The sequence below is a fragment of the Mesorhizobium sp. P2_F7 genome, assembly GCF_056403695.1.
In genome coordinates this window covers 46190-62695 of record NZ_JBFUFA010000003.1, presented here as the reverse complement: position 1 = coordinate 62695, position 16506 = coordinate 46190, and the positions used below count along the sequence as shown (strand labels likewise).

Below are 16506 nucleotides of genomic sequence, written 5' to 3'. Positions count from 1 at the left end.
GCTCTCCTGTCAATAGTGCGCCTGCACTATTGACCAGTGAACTCTGCCAGCTGGATGTACGGATTGGCCGGGTCGTAGCGGCGCTTTGGCTCACCTTTCCCCGGTGATATGGCACCCGCGATCAGTGCTCCTTTCGGCCCGAATTGATAGTCTATTCCGGCACAGAGGTGGGCGAGATCTTGATAGTCGAAGCCGCGCAGTGCAACGCCGGTTTGAAACGCTGCCGCCTTGAGGGCGTCAGGCGAAAGCCCACCGAGCGTGCTGTCGCCATATGCTTTGAGCTTGGCCTTGTTGAGTTTGGACGACTGGCACTCCGAACCGAGTTCTCGCGCCAGCACGATATTTCTGACTGCGGTCGCAGCAGGATCGTCCAGGGCTGCCGAATATTTCTTGAGGAAGAAGTTTGTACTCGGATCGTTGGTCATCGACTTGCGCCAGGAAGGCGGGAACTTGTCGGCGGCCTCGGCAGAAATCGTACCTGCCATCGACGTGAGGACGACTGCAACGAACCATAGCTGCTGCTTCATAGGGAGAAACCTCGAACTCGTCTGATCTATGGCCTAATAAACACCTTCCCGTTCGGCTTCGCCAGTTCCGCCGGCACCTTCGCCATCGCTTCGTCCAGCGGCAGCACCGCCGTCACATCCGTCGACCAGCGCCCGTCGGAAAAGCGCTTCTGCGCTTCCATGATCGCCGGGCCGCGCTTGTCGCGGAACTGGCGCATCCATTCGACCAGCCAGAAGCCCTCAATATGCTTGTTCTGGAAGATCAGCTGGCCGGGCTCACGGATGACAGTGGTGTCCGGGTCGAGCCGGCCATAGATGATCCAGCGCGCGCGCTTCGGCATGGCGTCGAAGATGACTGAGGCCAGCGGCCCGGTCACCGCGTCGAGGAAGATGCGCGGCTGCTCGGTCTTGATCACCTCGCGTAGCGCGGCCTTGAAATCCGGCGCCTTCTCGTTGAGCACATGGACAGCGCCGATCTCCTTCAAGAGCGGGATCTGCTCGTCGCGGCGCACGGTGACGATCGGCCGATATCCTGCCTCCTTGGCGAGGCCCGCGATCAGTTTGCACAGCTGACTGGCGCCGGCGGTCATGATGAAGGCCTTTTCGCCGGCCTCCTTGACGATGTCGAACATCGCGATCGCGGTCAGCGGGTTGACGATCAATGCGGCGCCGTCCTCGTCGCGAACCGTGTCGAGCAACGGGATGCAGACGGCGGCTTCGGCGACCGCGTATTCGGCCCAGGAACCCCAGTTGGTGACGCCGGTGGCGAAGGCGACGCGCTTGCCGATCAGGGTTTTCGGATAAGGCTCGTCGCCGGTGGCGACAATGGTGCCAACGCCCTCGAAGCCGGCCGGCTGGCCCTTGGCGCGCGGCTGGCCGTACTGGCCTTTGATGAACATCACATCGGACGGATTTATCGAAGCGAGGCTGACCTTGATCAGCACCTGGCTCGGCCCGGGCGTCGGCACGCCGATGCTGCCCGGCACAAGATATGGCTCCATCGCCTCCAGCACGGTGCCGGTCGGCGTCCTGGTGTAGCCGTCGCCGGTCAGCAACAGCGCTTTCATCTCGGAGGGGATGGCCATGGCGGGCTCCTTACGGTTTGAGGATGAGCTTGCCGGATGCGCCGCGGCCGAGCACGCGCTTCAGCACGGCGGCGGCATCGGCCAGCGGGTACGTGCCTTCGATGACCGGCCGGACCTTGCCGCCCAGGTACCAGCCGACAAGCTCCTTCATATTGTCGGCATAGACGCGCGGCTCCTTGGCCGTGAACGCGCCCCAGAACACGCCTACGACCGAAAAGCCCTTGACCAGCGCCAGGTTGACCGGGAATTGCGGAATGGTGCCGGAGGCAAAGCCGATGACCAGCAGCCTTCCGTTCCAGGCCATCGAGCGGGCCAACACGTCGAAGGTTTCGCCGCCGACCGGATCGAAGCCGACATCGACGCCCTTGCCGCCCGTCACCTCTTTCAGCGCTTCCTTGAGGTTGTCGTAGCCGAGAGCAATGTCGGCGCCGGCTTCGGCCGCAATGCGGCGCTTTTCCTCTGACGAGGCGACGCCGATGACGCGGGCGCCAAGCGCCTTGCCGAGCTGGATGGCGGCAATGCCGGTGGCGCCGGCCGCGCCCAGTACGCAGAGCGTCTCGCCTTCGCGCAACACGCCGCGCTGCTTCAGCGCATAATGCGAGGTGCCGTAGCCGGCCAGCAGCGCGCAGGCGTCGGCAGCAGGCATATCGGGCGGCAGCGGCATGACCAAGGGTTCGGCTACACCCACCCGCTCGGCATAGCTGCCATGGGTCGAGAGCGCGGCAACGCGGTCACCGACCTTGACCGTTTTCACGTCAGGTCCGACCGCGAGCACCCGTCCCGCGACCTCCATGCCGGGCACGAAGGGCAGTAGCGGCTTCATCTGGTAGAGACCCTGGACGAGCAGGCCGTCGGGATAGTTCACCCCGATCGCCTCGGCCTCGATGACGACAATATTGCCCTTGGCCTCCGGCTCCGGCCAGTCGCCATAGACGAGCTGGTCGAGCGGCGCGAAGTCGCGGGCGATGATGGCTTTCATGCCGTCACACCTTTTCCTGCGTGTATTTCCTCAGTTCCGTCCGCGCCACTTGCCGGCGATGCACCGCGTCCGGCCCGTCGGCGAGCCGCAGCGTTCGCAGATGTGTCCACGAGCGCGCCAGCGGCGTGTCCTGGCTGATGCCTTGCGCGCCGAACATCTGCACGGCTTCGTCGGTGACTTTCAGCGCGACGCGCGGTGCGATGACCTTGATCTGGCTGATCCAGGGCGCAGCGGCGCGCGCATCGCCCTGGTCGATCATCCACGCCGCCTTGAGGCAGAGCAGCCGCGCCATCTCGATCTCCATCCGGCATTCCGCAATGATGTCGAAATTGGCGCCGAGTTTTGCCAGCGGCTGGCCGAAGGCCTCGCGCCGCACAGAGCGCTGGCACAGCATTTCCAGCGCCATCTCGGCCTGGCCGATGGCGCGCATGCAGTGATGGATGCGGCCCGGGCCGAGCCTGCCTTGCGCGATCTCGAAGCCCCTGCCCTCGCCAAGGATCAGGTTCGATGCCGGCACCCTCACATTGTCGAAGCGAAGATGCATATGGCCATGCGGCGCGTCGTCGTCGCCATAGACCTGCATCGGCCGCAGCTTGGTCACACCCTTGGTATCGGACGGCACCAGGATCATCGAATGGCGGCGGTGCTGCGGCTCGCTATCGCCACCGGTGCGGACCATGACGATGTAGATGGCGCAGCGGGGATCGCCGGCGCCCGACGCCCACCATTTCTCGCCGTTCAGCACATAGTAGTCGCCCTGCCGTTCGCAGCGCATGGCGATGTTGGTGGCGTCGGAGGATGCAACGTCCGGCTCGGTCATCAGATAGGCCGAGCGGATTTTTCCCTCGAGCAGCGGCTCCAGCCATGCCTTCTTGTGATCCTCCGAACCATAGCGCTCCAGCACTTCCATATTGCCGGTGTCGGGCGCCGAGCAGTTGAAGGTCTCGGCGCCGAGATGCGCCTTGCCCATCTCCTCGGCGAGATAGGCATATTCGACCGTCGAGAGCCCATAGCCGCGCTCGGAGCCGGTCAGCCAGAAATTCCACAGGCCGCGCTCCCTGGCCTTATTCTTCAGCCCTTCCAGAATTTCGGTCTGCCGCGCGGTGTAGATCCAGCGGTCGCCGGCCTTGCCGACCTCGCTCAGAAATTCGTGGTCGAGCGGCATGATCTCCTCGCGCACCATGGCGGCGACGCGGGCGTGGATCGGCTTCAGCCGCTCGGTCATGCCGAGATTCATGTCGCTCATCGAATGTTCTCCTCAGCCGCACCCAGACCACGCGCCGCGAAAGCGACGACCTCGCCGACAATTGCCTCGACATCGCCGTCGGTCTCGGCCGGTCGCGGCGTGTACCAGAACAGCGGGGAGTTCAGCGTCAGGAACATCAACTGCTCGGCAATGCCGATCGTGTCGAAGCGCATGTCGCCTTCGTCGCGCGCAGCCGCAATCGCCTCTCGAAAGATGCGGCCATAGGCATCGCGATACTGCATCAGCCGGGTAAATTCCTCGCGCTGTTCGGGCGTGGTCGCACCGCGCAAATAGAGCTCGACACCTTCCCAGACCACGCGCTGGAACGGCTTGGTGCGGATCATCTGACCGCAATGGATGGAAGCCATCTTGCGCCAGCGTCCAATCGCCGGGCCGGGAAGCGCGCGCACCGGCTCGATTGCAGCAAAATTCATGTCCATGCCGGCGCGAAACACATCGGCGAACAGATCGGCCTTGGACCGATAGTGATGGTAGATGCGGCCCTTGGTAGAGCCGAGGCTGCGCGCGACGTCGTCGATAGAACTCGCGGCATAGCCCCGCTGCATGAAACAAATGGCGGCGGCGCGCAATATGTCGGCGCGCGGGCGATCGAGCAGTGGAGCTTCGACGCTGAGCATCGGTTATTTTGCCTTCCGCCTGCTTTCCGCCGAGATGCGGCATTGAGGCCTTTACCTCTGCCGAAAAGATGAACATACTACCGGGTATGTTGTCAATGCGGCAACCGCCCGAAGAGGCGATATCGCCGCGGGGAGGATCGATGAGCTATCTCGACGAGCTGTTTACGGTTGCCGGCAAGACCGCGCTGGTAACGGGAGCTGCGACCGGCATCGGCCGCATGGTGGCGACCGCTTTGGTTCAGGCCGGCGCCACCGTAATGATCGCCTCGCGCAAGGGCCAGGACTGCATCAAGGTCGCCGCCGAATTGAACGCGCTGGGCGCCTCCGGCCGCGCCGAAGGTTTTGCCGGCGATGTCTCGACCGAGGCCGGCATTGCCGCGCTGGTCGCCGAGGTCAAGGCGCGCACCGAGCGGCTGCACATACTGGTCAACAATGCCGGCATATCCTGGGGCGCCACTCTCGAGGATTTTCCCTACAGCGGCTGGGCCAAGGTGTTCGCCGTCAACGTCACCGCCGTCTTCCACCTGACGCGCGAATTGCTGCCGCTGCTGGAAGCCGCGGCCAGCGATGCCGATCCGGCCCGTGTCATCAATCTGGGCTCGGTGATGGGCACGCAGCCGCTGGCTGACGATGCCTATTCCTACACCGCCTCCAAGGGCGCCGTTCACCATCTGACGCGCACGCTGGCGATCGAGCTCGCGGCGCGGCGCATCACCGTCAACGCCTTCGCACCCGGCCCCTTCCAGAGCCGCATGACCGCCTTTGCCACCGGCACCGAGGAAAAGGCCAGACATGTCGGCAGCCATGTCCCCATCGGCCGTATCGGCGTGGCGGATGACATTGGCGGCGCAACGCTCTATTTGTGCAGCCGTGCCGGTTCCTATGTCACCGGCGCCATCCTGCCTATCGACGGCGGGCAGTCGGTGCAGCATGGGCTGACACTGTTCAAGGAATGAGCCGCGGGCGGCGGCAAACGGAGGACATCGCAGTGGAACCGATCAGTCTCGATGTGCTTCTGGCCAGCGTCGGCAAGGAAGTCGGCGTGTCGCCCTGGCGCGTGGTCACGCAGACCATGATCGACCAGTTCGCCGACGCCACCGACGACCACCAGTTCATCCATTGCGACCCCGAGCGCGCCAAGCGCGAAACGCCGTTCGGCGGCACTATCGCGCACGGCTTCCTGTCGCTGTCGCTGCTCTCCGCCATGACCTTCGAGACCATGCCGCCGCTGGAAAAGAGCAAGATGGGCGTCAATCACGGTTTCGATTCGCTGCGCTTCCTGGCGCCGGTGAAGACCGGTTCGCGCATTCGCACCCGTTTCGTGCTGGCCGACGTCAAGGTCAGGCCCTCGGGCTGGGTGCAGACGGCACATGACGTGACCATCGAGATCGAAGGCTCGAAGAAGCCGGCGCTGACCGCGCGCTGGCTGACGCTGACATTGATCGAGCGTGAGCCGGAGACTGCATGAGCGGCGACGCCAACGCCCTCGATCAGACAGCACTTGCGCCCTATCTTGAGGCGCACATCCCGGGTTTTGCCGGGCTTTCCTCAATCGAAAAATTCAAATCCGGCCAATCGAACCCGACCTATCTCTTAACCACGGCCAGCGGCCGCTATGTGCTGCGCGCCAAGCCGCCGGGCCAGTTGTTGAAATCGGCGCACCAGGTCGACCGCGAATTTACTGTCATGAAGGCGCTTGCCGGCACCGCCGTGCCGGTGCCCCGAATGCTGCATCTGTCGGGCGAGGACTCGCCGATCGGCCGCATGTTCTACGTCATGGAGTTCCTCGACGGCCGTATCTTCTGGGATCCGGCCGTGCCGGAAGCTGGCGGCAACGAGGAGCGCGCCACGCTCTACGACGCCATGAACGCCACGCTTGCGGCGCTGCACGACGTCGATGTCGAGGCCGTCGGGCTCGGCGATTTCGGCAAGCCCGGCAATTACTTCGAACGCCAGCTGGCTCGCTGGACCAGCCAGTACCGCGCCTCGGAGACCGGCATTGTGGCCTACATGGACCGGCTGATCGCCTGGCTGGAGACGCATATGCCGGCCGATGACGGCCGTGTCTCGCTGGTGCATGGCGACTACCGGCTGGACAACATGATCTTTGCAGCCAGTGAGCCAAAAGTGCTGGCGGTGCTCGACTGGGAGCTGTCGACGCTTGGCCACCCCTTCGCCGACCTCGCCTATCAGTGCATGCAATGGCGGCTGCCACACGCGTCGAGCCTGCGCGGCCTGCGCGGTATCGACCGGGCCGCGCTCGGCCTTCCCTCCGAGGAGGCTTATGTCGCCGCCTATTGCCGGCGGCGCGGGCTGGACGGCATCGGCAACTGGAGCTTCTTCCTCGCCTTTTCCTTCTTCCGGCTGGCGGCGATCTGCCAGGGCGTCTACCGCCGCGCCCTGGACGGCAACGCGTCCAATCCGGGAAAAGCCCAGATCTATGGCGAGATCGTCAAGCAGCTGGCTGGCCTCGCCGTGGAAATCATCGACAAGAAGACCTGAAGAATACGGGAGAGCTGAATGGGCCGTTTTGACGGAGCAACGGTGCTGATCACGGGTGCCGCCGGCGGCCTCGGCCGGGGTGCTGCGAAAGGCTTTGCCGCTGAAGGCGCCCGCCTGGTGCTGTCCGACATCGACGACAAGGCGCTGGCGGATCTCGCCAGCTCGCTGCAGACCGAGACTGCCATCCTCGCCGGCAACATTGCGGACGAAAAATTGTCCGAAGATCTGGTCAAACTGGCGGCGGAGAAATTCGGCCGGCTGGATATCGCCATCAACAATGCCGGCATCGTCCAGAGTTTGGTGCGCCTGCCGCAAGTGGCCTCCGACGAGGCGCGCCGCGTGCTGGAGATCGACCTGCTCGGCGTCTTCTACGCCATGAAGCACCAGATCCCGCAGATGGAACGGCAGTTCAAATTGGACGGCAAAGGCGGCGCCATCGTCAACATCGCCTCGGTTGCCGGGCTGGTCGGCGCGCCGAAACTGTCGGTCTATGCCGCCGCCAAGCATGGCGTCGTCGGGCTGACCAAATCGGCGGCCGCCGAATACGCCACCAAGGGCATACGCATCAACGCCGTTTGCCCGGCGCATACGAGAACGGCCATGGTCGACGGCTTCGTGCGCATCTCCGGTGCGCCGGAAGCCGAAGCGCTGGCCGAGCTGACGCGCGGCGTGCCGATGAAGCGGGTCGCCGAAGTCGACGAGGTGGTGACCGCCATCCTGTTTGCCGCCGACCCCGCCAATTCCTTCATGACCGGCCACACGCTGGCCGTGGATGGCGGCGTCGGCGCGATTTGATAGCGCCAACTTTGACAAGCGCACTTTGGTAACCATTGCCGTTGCGGGAACCTGTGGCGGCCTTGTTCGTTTTCGTACAGCGTATATAATTTAGCCAACACCCACCCCATGAAGGCAGACTCACGTGCCGCTGAGCGTCCAGAAACGCCGCGAAAAACAAAAGGCCGAACTGCGTTCCGAGCTGCTCGACGCAGCCCACAAGCTTGTCAAGGAAGAGGGCTATGAAGGCCTGACGATCCGCAAGCTGGCCAACCGGGTCGGCTATGCCCCGATGTCGGTCTATTCCTATTTCGCCGACAAGCAGGACATCCTGTTTGCGCTGGCCGAGGATGCGTTCGAAACACTTGCCCGCAACATCGAGGCGCACCCCTCCGACGACCCGATCGAGGCGCTGAAGGCGGTGATGACCGAATATGCCGCCTTCGGGCTCGGCAACCCCAACGAATACCGTACCGTCTTCATGACTGAAAAGACCAAGCTGCCGGAGGGCAGAAGCTATGAGGACATGGAAGAGGCCAACCCGGCGATGAAAGCGCTGATCTCCAGGGTCGAGGCCTGCGTCGCCGCCGGCAAATTGCACGGCGATGCGCGAGCCATCGCCACCATGCTGTGGGCGGTCGGCCACGGCACTATCTCGTTGCTGATCACCTTTCCGTTCTACCCCTTTGGCGATCCGCAGGCTTTCGTCAGGCGGATGTGCGATTCCACCCTTGCCTCGCTCACCACGCAAGACGTGCCACCGCTGAACAAGACCCCGGTCAACTGCTGACAACCTGGGTATCGCCCGCCCCTCCAATTGAACGTCCGGGCTGACAGCTTCCGCTGTGTCAGTACGCCGCGATTTTGGGTGTTCAAAAAAAATTGTCGTACATGTACGTTTTCTGACTTGAAAACCTGTTTCCTCGGGCGTATCTGTACGTTGTATCGTACATGTACGAAAACAAATTAACCGATGGAGACTGACATGAACAAGATCCTTCTCGCTCTCGCCACCGTGCTGGCGGTCTCCGGCTCGGCCTTCGCTGCCACCAGCAACCACTCGGCCAAGCAGGCCCCGGCTGCCACCTGCGTCGACACCACGACCAATGCCAAGCTCGATTGCAGCGTGACCGGCTCGGTTGAAAAGCCGGACGCCAAGGCCAAGGGCCCGCGCCTCGGCATCGAGATCGACCCGTGGATCGTGCCGAGCACGTTCTAAATTGAGCGCGACCACCGAACAGCACAACGACTAAGGGCGGCAGGACAATCCCGACCGCCCATTTTCCCCCGGCGAATGCCGCGGTTTTCCTGAGTTCAAGCCTAAGCGTCGCGGAACGGACTATGTCTTGCGCGGCTTTCGTCCCGGCACGGTCTTGGCCTTGCCCGGCCTCGCCGGAGCGCCGGAGATGGAGGTCGCGGTGATCGACACCGGGTCGCTGGCCGGGAACGTATCCTCGAGACCTTCCTCGAGTTCCTCTTCGGCACTCACCGCGTGATGCTGCTCATGTTCGAGCGAGCGCACCGCCGACGTCTTCTTGATCGGTGACTTTGGCGTGGCTTTCGGCGGCATGGCGGCTCTCCCTCGACAGGCGGAAGCAGAACGAGCCCGCGCGGCAGACGTTCCCGGAGCAATCCGAAAAGGATTGCTCTACGCCGCTGCGTCGCTGGCTGCTTCCGACAGGAAAGTAAAGACATAGTCGGAGAAGGAGCGCCAGCACTCGACCCGGAAGGCGTCGGCTGCGGTGCGCAGCAGCACGATCTCGCACTTGCCGAGAATGGTGCGTGAGGCCGCTCCAACCGGAAAGGCTTCCAGCGACAGGTCCTGCGGGCAGCCGGCATTGATCGCAGCAGCCGCCGCCGGGCCAGTAACGGCGAAGGCGACGTTGCGATGCGAGATGCCGACCGCCGAATGCAGCGCGGTCACTTTTGCGCAATCGGCGAGCGGATCCTTTCCGGCCTCGTCGATCAGAAACCATTCGTCCGGCCCGAGCCACAGTGCCGTACGGCCAGCCTTGGTCGCCGAGCTCTTCGGCTGCTTCGGCAAGGTCAACCCGAGCGCCTTCGACAGCGCGGCGACGGAAGCCTCCGGCGCGCGCAGCGAGATGCGCTCCGCCGGCGGCAGAACCTCGACCTTGACGTTCTTCGCCGAGACGCTGCGCCCGGCCTGTGCCGGACGGCGCTCAGCCGACGATGCGTTTGCTTTCGCAGCAGCCTTAGCCATTGAGGCGCCCTCCCGTCTCGTCGAAGAACACCATGCCGGTAACCTCCACTTCGATGACCCCGTTCGGCATCGGCACGTAGAGCGTCTCGCCCATCCGGTCGCGCCCGCCGGCGACCAGCGCCAGCGCGATCGAGCGGCCGCAATTTTCCGACCAGTAGCTCGAGGTGACATGGCCTATCATCTTCATCGGGATCGCCTGCTTGGGGTCGGCGACGATCTGCGCGCCTTCCTCCAGCACCACTTTCGGGTCCTTGGTCTTAAGGCCGACCAGCTGCTTGCGGCCCTTGGCGACAAGATCGGGCCGCGTCAGGCCGCGGATGCCGACGAAGTCGGTCTTCTTCTTGCCGACCGCCCAGTCGAGCCCGGCATCGTTCGGCGTCACCGTGCCGTCCGTGTCCTGGCCGACGATGATGTAGCCCTTTTCGGCGCGTAGCACGTGCATCGCCTCGGTACCATAGGCGGCAGCGCCATGCTTCTGGCCCTCGGCCCACAGCGCTTCCCAGACGGCCTGGCCGTAGTCGGCCGGCACGTTGACTTCAAAACCGCGCTCGCCGGTGAACGACATACGGAACAGCCTTGTCGGCACGCCGCAGATCTTGCCTTCGCGCACCGACATATGCGGCAGCGCCTCGTCCGACATGTCGATGCCTTCGACCAAGGGCGCGATGATGTCGCGCGACTTCGGCCCCTGCACGGCGATGACAGCCCATTGTTCGGTGATCGAGGTCAGCCAGACATTGAGATGCGGGAATTCGGTCTGGAGATAATCCTCCATATGGTTCATGACGCGCGGCGCGCCGCCCGTCGTCGTCGTCACATGAAAGCGGTCCGGCGCCAGCCGGCCGACGACGCCGTCATCATAGATGAAGCCGTCCTCGCGCAGCATGATGCCATAGCGGCAGCGGCCGGGCTCCAGCTTCTCCCACGGATTGGTATAGAGCAGCTCCATGAACTTGGCGGCATCCGGCCCGACCACTTCGATCTTGCCCAGCGTCGAGGCGTCGAACAGCCCGGCATTGGTGCGCACCGCAACGCATTCGCGGTCGACCGCGGCATGCATGTCCTCGCCGCCCCTAGGGAAATACCAGGCGCGCTTCCACTGGCCGACATCCTCGAACACAGCACCCTGCGCTTCGGCCCATGGATGGATCGCGGTTTTGCGCGTCGGGTCGAACAGCGGCCCGCGCGAATGGCTGACGATCGCGCCGAAGGTCACCGGCGTATAGGGCGCACGGAAGGTGGTCAGGCCGACCTCCGGGATCGGCTTGCCCAGCGTCTCGGCGGCAATCGCCAGGCCGTGCATGTTGGAGGTCTTGCCCTGGTCGGTCGCCATGCCGTTGGTGGTGAAGCGCTTGACGTGCTCGATCGAGCGCATGCCTTCATGCACCGCCTGGCGGATGTCCTTGGCGGTGACGTCGTTCTGGAAATCGACGAAGGCCTTGACCGTCTTGTCCGGTCCGGCGCCGGGCGCCGCGCCCAGCATGCCGCGCGACCAGCTTTCGCTCGCATCAACCTTCGGTGTGACTCCCTTGGCCGCCTTGGCGCCGGCGTCTTTCGCCGCCTTGGCGCCCGCCGCATAGGCTTCGTCGATCGACGCCGACAGCCCGTCCGTGCCGTTGCATGCTCCGACCGAGACGCAGTCCTGCGCGTAGGTGCCGGGCACGAAGCGCTTGGTCTCGTCGTTGAAGGCGACCTTGCCGCGCGATTGCGAGAACAGATGCACCGACGGCGTCCAGCCGGCCGACATCAGGATGGCGTCGACGGGAATGGTGCGCTCGCCGCCGCCATTCTTTGGCTGCACGGTCATCGAGGTCACACGCAATTTGCCGTCGGCGCGGATCACCGCGCGGCCGAAATTGATCTCGATGCCGAGCGCCCTCGCCTCGTCGATCACCGGCCCGGTCGGATGGTCGCGCAAATCGACGATCGCCGCGATGTTGACGCCGGCCTTCTTCAGGTCGATCGCCGCCGCGTAAGCCGAGTCGTTCGCGGTGTAGACGCCGACATTTTTGCCGACCGCCACGCCATAATGGTTGAGATAGATGCGTGCCGCCGAGGCCAGCATGATGCCGGGCCGGTCATTGTCGGCAAACACCATGTGGCGCTCGATCGAGCCTGTCGCCAGCACCACGCGCCTGGCGCGGACCTGCCACAGCCGCTCGCGCGGCACATCGTGGCCGGGGCTTTGCAGATGGTCACTGACGCGCTCGACCAGGGCGACGAAATTCTGCGCGTAGTAGCCGAAGGCCGTCGTGCGCGACAGCACGCGGACATTGTCCATGGCCTTGAGTTTCGCGATCGCGCCTTGCGCCCAGGCATAACCGTCCTGGCCATCGATCTTTGCGCCGGTCTCGAAGCGCAGGCTGCCGCCGAAATCCGCCTGCTCGTCGGCGAGGATGACGCGCGCGCCGGTTTCGGCAGCGGCAAGCGCCGCCGTAATTCCGGCCGCACCACCGCCCAGCACCAGCACGTCGCAATGCGCATAGCGCGACGAATAATGGTCGGGATCGGGCTTGTCAGGCGAAACGCCGAGGCCTGCAGCAGCGCGGATCTTCGGCTCGTACAGGCTCTTCCACGCCGCCTTCGGCCACATGAAAGTCTTGTAGTAGAAGCCGGCAGAGAACAGCGGTGACGCGATGTCGTTGACTGCGCCGACGTCGAAGGCGAGCGAGGGCCAGCGGTTCTGCGAGCTTGCGACCAGCCCGTCATAGAGCTCTTGCACGGTGGCGCGGATGTTCGGCGCCTTGCGCGCCGCGTCGCGCTCGATTTGAACCAGCGCATTGGGCTCTTCCGCCCCGGCCGACAGGAAGCCACGCGGACGGTGATATTTGAACGAACGTCCCACAAGATGCACGCCATTGGCGAGCAGTGCCGAGGCCAGCGTATCGCCTTCGATGCCGGTGTAGGACTGGCCGTCGAAGCTGAAGCGCGCGGTCTTTGCCTGGCTGAGCCGGCCGGCGCTCGGAATACGGAACGCGCCGCTCATTTGGAAGCTCCCGGCAACTTCGCAGGTTTCGGCTCGCCCGCCTTGTAGGTCATGACGAACTTGTCGGTGACGGTGTCACGCACCGCGTTGAAGAAACGCGCGCAGCCGTGAATGTGGCGCCAACGCTCATAGATGATGCCCTTGGGGTTCGAGCGGATGAAGAAGAACTTTTCGAAGTCGTCGTCGCTCTCGCCGGCAATATTGGCCGAGCGCGCAATATGCGCCTCGCCGGCGTTGCGGAACTCGAGCTCCGGGCGCTCTTCCTCGCAATAGGGGCAGCGGATGAGAAGCATGGTTTCCGATCCTTAGATTTCGCTAGGGCCGACAATGGTGCCGGGCGGCTGATCGCAGAGCGCTTCGCCCAAGGCGGCATAAGGCCCTAGTCGCCGAAGAAACTCCTTCAGGCTCGGTGTCTGGGCAAACATGCTGGTGCTGCCTAAACCGGCCAGATTGATTTTCTTGGGATCGAGCGTGATCAAGACGCCACGATCCCCGGGACCAGTGTCTTTGAGGTTAGGGTTCTGGGGCAGCCTTTCGAAGAAGAAAACAACCTTTTGGCTGCCCAGAAAGGTGCAGAGCAGGTAGCCGGTGTCGACCGAGAACGGCCAGTCCTTCTCGATGCCGACTTTGGAGATCGCTTGCGCCCGAAATTCATCTTCGGCCGCGACATACGTCAAATCCCCGCTCCATGACGAAGACAGAGCCGAGGCTGCGACTATGGCGAGCGCCAGCGAGCTCATCCGTAGACTCTCCGAAACGAGATGGTGGTGGCGGCATCCATCATCAGTGCGCCACCGCCGCCGCCGCTGCCTCGTCGATGAGGCGGCCGGTGCGGAAGCGCTCGATGGTGAAGGGCGCGTTGATCGGGTGCGGATCGTCCTTGGCAATGGTGTGGGCAAAGACATGGCCCGAACCCGGCGTCGCCTTGAAGCCGCCCGTGCCCCAGCCGCAATTGACGTAAAGGCCGGGCACCGGCGTCTTGGCCAGGATCGGCGAGCGGTCGGGCGTGACGTCGACAATGCCGCCCCACGAACGCAGCATCTTCATGCGCGTGAAGATCGGGAACATTTCGCAGATAGCGTCCAGGGTGTGCTGCAAGATGTGCAGGCCGCCGGTCTGCGAATAGGAGACATACTGGTCGGTGCCGGCGCCGATCACCAGCTCGCCCTTGTCGGACTGCGAGATGTAGGCATGCACCGTGTTGGACATCACCACGCACGGCACCACCGGCTTGACCGGCTCCGACACCAGCGCCTGCAGCGGATAGCTTTCCAGCGGCATGCGAACGCCGGCCATGTTCATGATCACCGAGGAATGGCCGGCGGCAACCACGCCCACCTTCTTGGCGCCGATGAAGCCGCGCGTCGTGTCGACACCCATGACCGCGCCATTGGCGGCGCGCTTGACCCCGGTGACCTCGCAATTCTGGATGATGTGCACGCCGCGCGCCGAAGCGCCGCGCGCATAGCCCCAGGCCACCGCATCATGGCGCGCCGTGCCGCCGCGGCGCTGGAGCGCTGCACCGACGACGGGATAGCGTGCCTGCTTCGAAATGTTGAGCGGCGGGCAGAATTCCTTGGCCTGCTCGGGCGTCAGCCACTCATTGTCGATGCCGTTGAGGCGATTGGCATGGACATGGCGCTTCAGCACCTGGATGTCGTGCACATTGTGCGCCAGCATCATGACGCCGCGCGCCGAATACATGACGTTGTAGTTGAGCTCCTGGGAGAGCCCGTCCCACAGCTTGAGCGCATGGTCGTAAATGCCGGCGCTCTCGTCATAGAGATAGTTGGAGCGGATGATGGTGGTGTTGCGGCCGGTGTTGCCGCCGCCGAGCCAGCCCTTTTCCAGCACCGCGACATTGGTGATGCCGTGCACTGTGGCGAGATAATAGGCGGTGGCCAGGCCATGGCCGCCGGCGCCGACGATGATGACGTCATATTCCTTGTTCGGCTCGGGCGAGGACCATTGTTCCTCCCAGCCCTTGTGGCCGCGCATGGCCTCGCGGGCGATGGCGAATACCGAATATTTTTTCAACGTTCCAGCCTCGCAAATGGCGGCAGGGGCATTCACTCGGCCCCGGCGCGCGAGGTGTATCACTAGCGAAACAGCGCTTCCACCCTTGCGCTGTTTGCGACGGCGCTTGCCGTTTTGCGCCGTGGCGGAAAAGACCGGCCCGGACTGGCAGCCAAGGTTACGTTCGGCCACACTGGCGGTCGCGAGACTCTGGAGGACAAGTATGGGCAACGCCTGGTGGAATCTGACGTTGCGCTTCCTGCTGGAACTTGCCGCTTTGCTTGGTCTCGGCATTGCCGGCTGGAGCCTCTCCGGCGGATGGTGGCGCTGGCTCCTCGCTCTGACCTTGCCGCTCATTGCAGCCGTGCTGTGGGGAACCTTCGCGGTGCGCGACGACCCAAGCCGGTCAGGTCGTGCGCCGGTGCCTGTGCCGGGTGCGGTGCGGCTGGTGTTAGAACTGGCGATCCAGTTTGGCGGTGCTGCCGGATTCTACGCCGCCGGTCACACGACCACGGGCATTATCGTCACGCTGCTCATCGCCATCAGCTACGCATTTTCGCTCGACCGCCTCGGCTGGCTGCTGAAGCAATAGTCAGGGCGGCTGTACCGCCATCATTCAGTTCAGCAAACCGAACAGTGCGCACGTATCGGGTGGCTCGCGCCGCCCCAGGCTGCGATTACCCATCCCGATTGCCGGCGCTGCTGGCGAAGAAAAAGGATGCAGAAAACGTTCGCACTCGCCAACAAGGTCGCCATCGTCACCGGCGCCAGTTCCGGCATCGGCCGCGCCACCGCGAAACTCTTTGCCGAGGAAGGCGCCAAGGTCGTGGTCGCCGCCCGTCGCCAGGCCGAGCTTGAGGCGCTGGTGGCTGAAATCGAGGACGCCGACGGCACGGCCATCGCGCTTGCCGGCGACGTCACCGACGAGGCCTATGCAAAAGCGCTTGTCGACCTGGCTCTCGAAACATTCGGTGGGCTCGATGTCGCTTTCAACAATGTCGGCTCCGTCGGCCCAATGGGTCCGATTTCGGAACTGTCGCTCGAGGGCTGGCGCGAGACGCTCGACGCCAATTTGACCAGCGCCTTTCTCGGCGCGAAATACCAGGTGCCGGCCATGGTCGAGCGCGGCGGCGGATCGCTGATCTTCACCTCCACCTTCGTCGGCCACACCGTCGGCCACACCGTCGGCATACCCGGCATGACCAGCTATGCCGCCAGCAAGGCCGGGCTGATCGGGCTGACGCAGGTGCTGGCCGCCGAATACGGCGCCAAAGGCGTGCGGGTCAACGCGCTGGTGCCGGGCGGCACCGACACGCCGGCAAGCATCACCAACGCACCGGGTGCCGGCCCTGAAGTGCTGGCTTTCGTCGAAGGCCTGCACGCGCTGAAGCGCATGGCGCAACCGCAAGAAATCGCCCGCGCGGCGCTCTTCCTGGCTTCGGACGCGTCGAGCTTCACCACCGGATCGGCGCTGTTTGCCGATGGCGGCGTCTCGATCACCCGGACGTGAAGCATTTCGCGGTCACAGCCTACCCCGATCAGCCATAGAGCCT

Annotated in this window: 19 protein-coding genes; 8 read left to right on the top strand and 11 right to left on the bottom strand. The window is 64.2% G+C overall.

Annotated features, from left to right (window positions below; genetic code table 11):
* Positions 1-26: 26 nt before the first annotated feature.
* Genes AC1DZ8_RS10105 through AC1DZ8_RS10085 form a run of 5 tightly spaced genes read right to left on the bottom strand, consistent with a single transcriptional unit; the run spans position 27 to position 4454 of the window.
* Complete coding sequence (locus tag AC1DZ8_RS10105) at positions 27-527, bottom strand: hypothetical protein (protein WP_477303808.1); 501 nt, start codon at positions 525-527, stop codon at positions 27-29.
* 26 nt (positions 528-553) lie between these two features.
* Entirely contained in the window at positions 554-1591 is a 1038-nt protein-coding gene (locus tag AC1DZ8_RS10100; RefSeq protein ID WP_477303810.1) for a zinc-binding dehydrogenase, read from the bottom strand.
* A 10-nt stretch (positions 1592-1601) separates the two neighbouring features.
* Positions 1602-2570 (bottom strand): NADPH:quinone oxidoreductase family protein, encoded by a 969-nt coding sequence (locus AC1DZ8_RS10095; RefSeq protein WP_477303812.1) that lies wholly within the window; start codon positions 2568-2570, stop codon positions 1602-1604.
* 4 nt (positions 2571-2574) lie between these two features.
* Entirely contained in the window at positions 2575-3816 is a 1242-nt protein-coding gene (locus AC1DZ8_RS10090) for an acyl-CoA dehydrogenase family protein (protein WP_477400824.1), read from the bottom strand.
* Positions 3813-4454, bottom strand: coding sequence for a TetR family transcriptional regulator (locus tag AC1DZ8_RS10085; protein WP_477303816.1), 642 nt, complete (start codon positions 4452-4454; stop codon positions 3813-3815). The genes AC1DZ8_RS10090 and AC1DZ8_RS10085 overlap by 4 nt, the downstream gene beginning before the upstream one ends.
* Before the next feature lie 140 nt (positions 4455-4594).
* On the opposite strand from AC1DZ8_RS10085, the gene AC1DZ8_RS10080 reads away from it, so the two are divergent.
* The 6 genes from AC1DZ8_RS10080 (at position 4595) to AC1DZ8_RS10055 (ending at position 8949) form a co-directional block, all read left to right on the top strand.
* Positions 4595-5410 (top strand): SDR family oxidoreductase, encoded by an 816-nt coding sequence (locus AC1DZ8_RS10080; RefSeq protein WP_477303818.1) that lies wholly within the window; start codon positions 4595-4597, stop codon positions 5408-5410.
* A complete protein-coding gene (locus AC1DZ8_RS10075; protein ID WP_477303820.1) occupies positions 5407-5922 on the top strand; it encodes a MaoC family dehydratase in 516 nt (171 codons plus the stop codon). The genes AC1DZ8_RS10080 and AC1DZ8_RS10075 overlap by 4 nt, the downstream gene beginning before the upstream one ends.
* Positions 5919-6956, top strand: coding sequence for a phosphotransferase family protein (locus tag AC1DZ8_RS10070; protein ID WP_477303822.1), 1038 nt, complete (start codon positions 5919-5921; stop codon positions 6954-6956). Before AC1DZ8_RS10075 ends, AC1DZ8_RS10070 begins: the two co-directional genes overlap by 4 nt.
* 18 nt (positions 6957-6974) lie before the next feature.
* On the top strand, positions 6975-7751 hold the full coding sequence (locus AC1DZ8_RS10065; protein WP_477303824.1) for an SDR family NAD(P)-dependent oxidoreductase: 777 nt from the start codon (positions 6975-6977) through the stop codon (positions 7749-7751).
* A 124-nt stretch (positions 7752-7875) separates the two neighbouring features.
* Positions 7876-8520 carry a TetR/AcrR family transcriptional regulator gene (locus tag AC1DZ8_RS10060; RefSeq protein WP_477303826.1) on the top strand — a complete coding sequence of 215 codons (645 nt, stop codon included), beginning with the start codon at positions 7876-7878 and terminating at the stop codon, positions 8518-8520.
* A gap of 195 nt (positions 8521-8715) precedes the next feature.
* Positions 8716-8949: a DUF680 domain-containing protein gene (locus AC1DZ8_RS10055; protein WP_477303828.1), complete on the top strand. Its 234-nt coding sequence runs from the start codon at positions 8716-8718 to the stop codon at positions 8947-8949.
* A gap of 120 nt (positions 8950-9069) precedes the next feature.
* Here AC1DZ8_RS10055 and AC1DZ8_RS10050 read toward each other — a convergent pair whose 3' ends face one another.
* From AC1DZ8_RS10050 to AC1DZ8_RS10025, 6 genes are all read right to left on the bottom strand, one after another.
* Complete coding sequence (locus AC1DZ8_RS10050) at positions 9070-9300, bottom strand: hypothetical protein (RefSeq protein ID WP_477303830.1); 231 nt, start codon at positions 9298-9300, stop codon at positions 9070-9072.
* A 78-nt stretch (positions 9301-9378) separates the two neighbouring features.
* Positions 9379-9951 (bottom strand): sarcosine oxidase subunit gamma, encoded by a 573-nt coding sequence (locus AC1DZ8_RS10045; protein ID WP_477303832.1) that lies wholly within the window; start codon positions 9949-9951, stop codon positions 9379-9381.
* Positions 9944-12937, bottom strand: coding sequence for a sarcosine oxidase subunit alpha (locus AC1DZ8_RS10040; RefSeq protein ID WP_477400820.1), 2994 nt, complete (start codon positions 12935-12937; stop codon positions 9944-9946). The genes AC1DZ8_RS10045 and AC1DZ8_RS10040 overlap by 8 nt, the downstream gene beginning before the upstream one ends.
* A complete protein-coding gene (locus tag AC1DZ8_RS10035; RefSeq protein WP_477303836.1) occupies positions 12934-13230 on the bottom strand; it encodes a sarcosine oxidase subunit delta in 297 nt (98 codons plus the stop codon). The genes AC1DZ8_RS10040 and AC1DZ8_RS10035 overlap by 4 nt, the downstream gene beginning before the upstream one ends.
* A gap of 12 nt (positions 13231-13242) precedes the next feature.
* A complete protein-coding gene (locus tag AC1DZ8_RS10030; RefSeq protein ID WP_477303838.1) occupies positions 13243-13677 on the bottom strand; it encodes a hypothetical protein in 435 nt (144 codons plus the stop codon).
* Positions 13678-13720: 43 nt separating this feature from the next.
* Complete coding sequence (locus AC1DZ8_RS10025) at positions 13721-14974, bottom strand: sarcosine oxidase subunit beta (protein WP_112559217.1); 1254 nt, start codon at positions 14972-14974, stop codon at positions 13721-13723.
* Positions 14975-15176: 202 nt separating this feature from the next.
* On the opposite strand from AC1DZ8_RS10025, the gene AC1DZ8_RS10020 reads away from it, so the two are divergent.
* Together AC1DZ8_RS10020 and AC1DZ8_RS10015 are read left to right on the top strand one after the other, a co-directional pair.
* The gene (locus tag AC1DZ8_RS10020; protein ID WP_477303841.1) at positions 15177-15545 is read left to right on the top strand and encodes a YrdB family protein; all 369 of its coding nucleotides are present in this window, start codon (positions 15177-15179) and stop codon (positions 15543-15545) included.
* A gap of 126 nt (positions 15546-15671) precedes the next feature.
* Positions 15672-16463: an SDR family oxidoreductase gene (locus AC1DZ8_RS10015; protein ID WP_477303842.1), complete on the top strand. Its 792-nt coding sequence runs from the start codon at positions 15672-15674 to the stop codon at positions 16461-16463.
* The last annotated feature ends 43 nt before the right edge of the window (positions 16464-16506 follow it).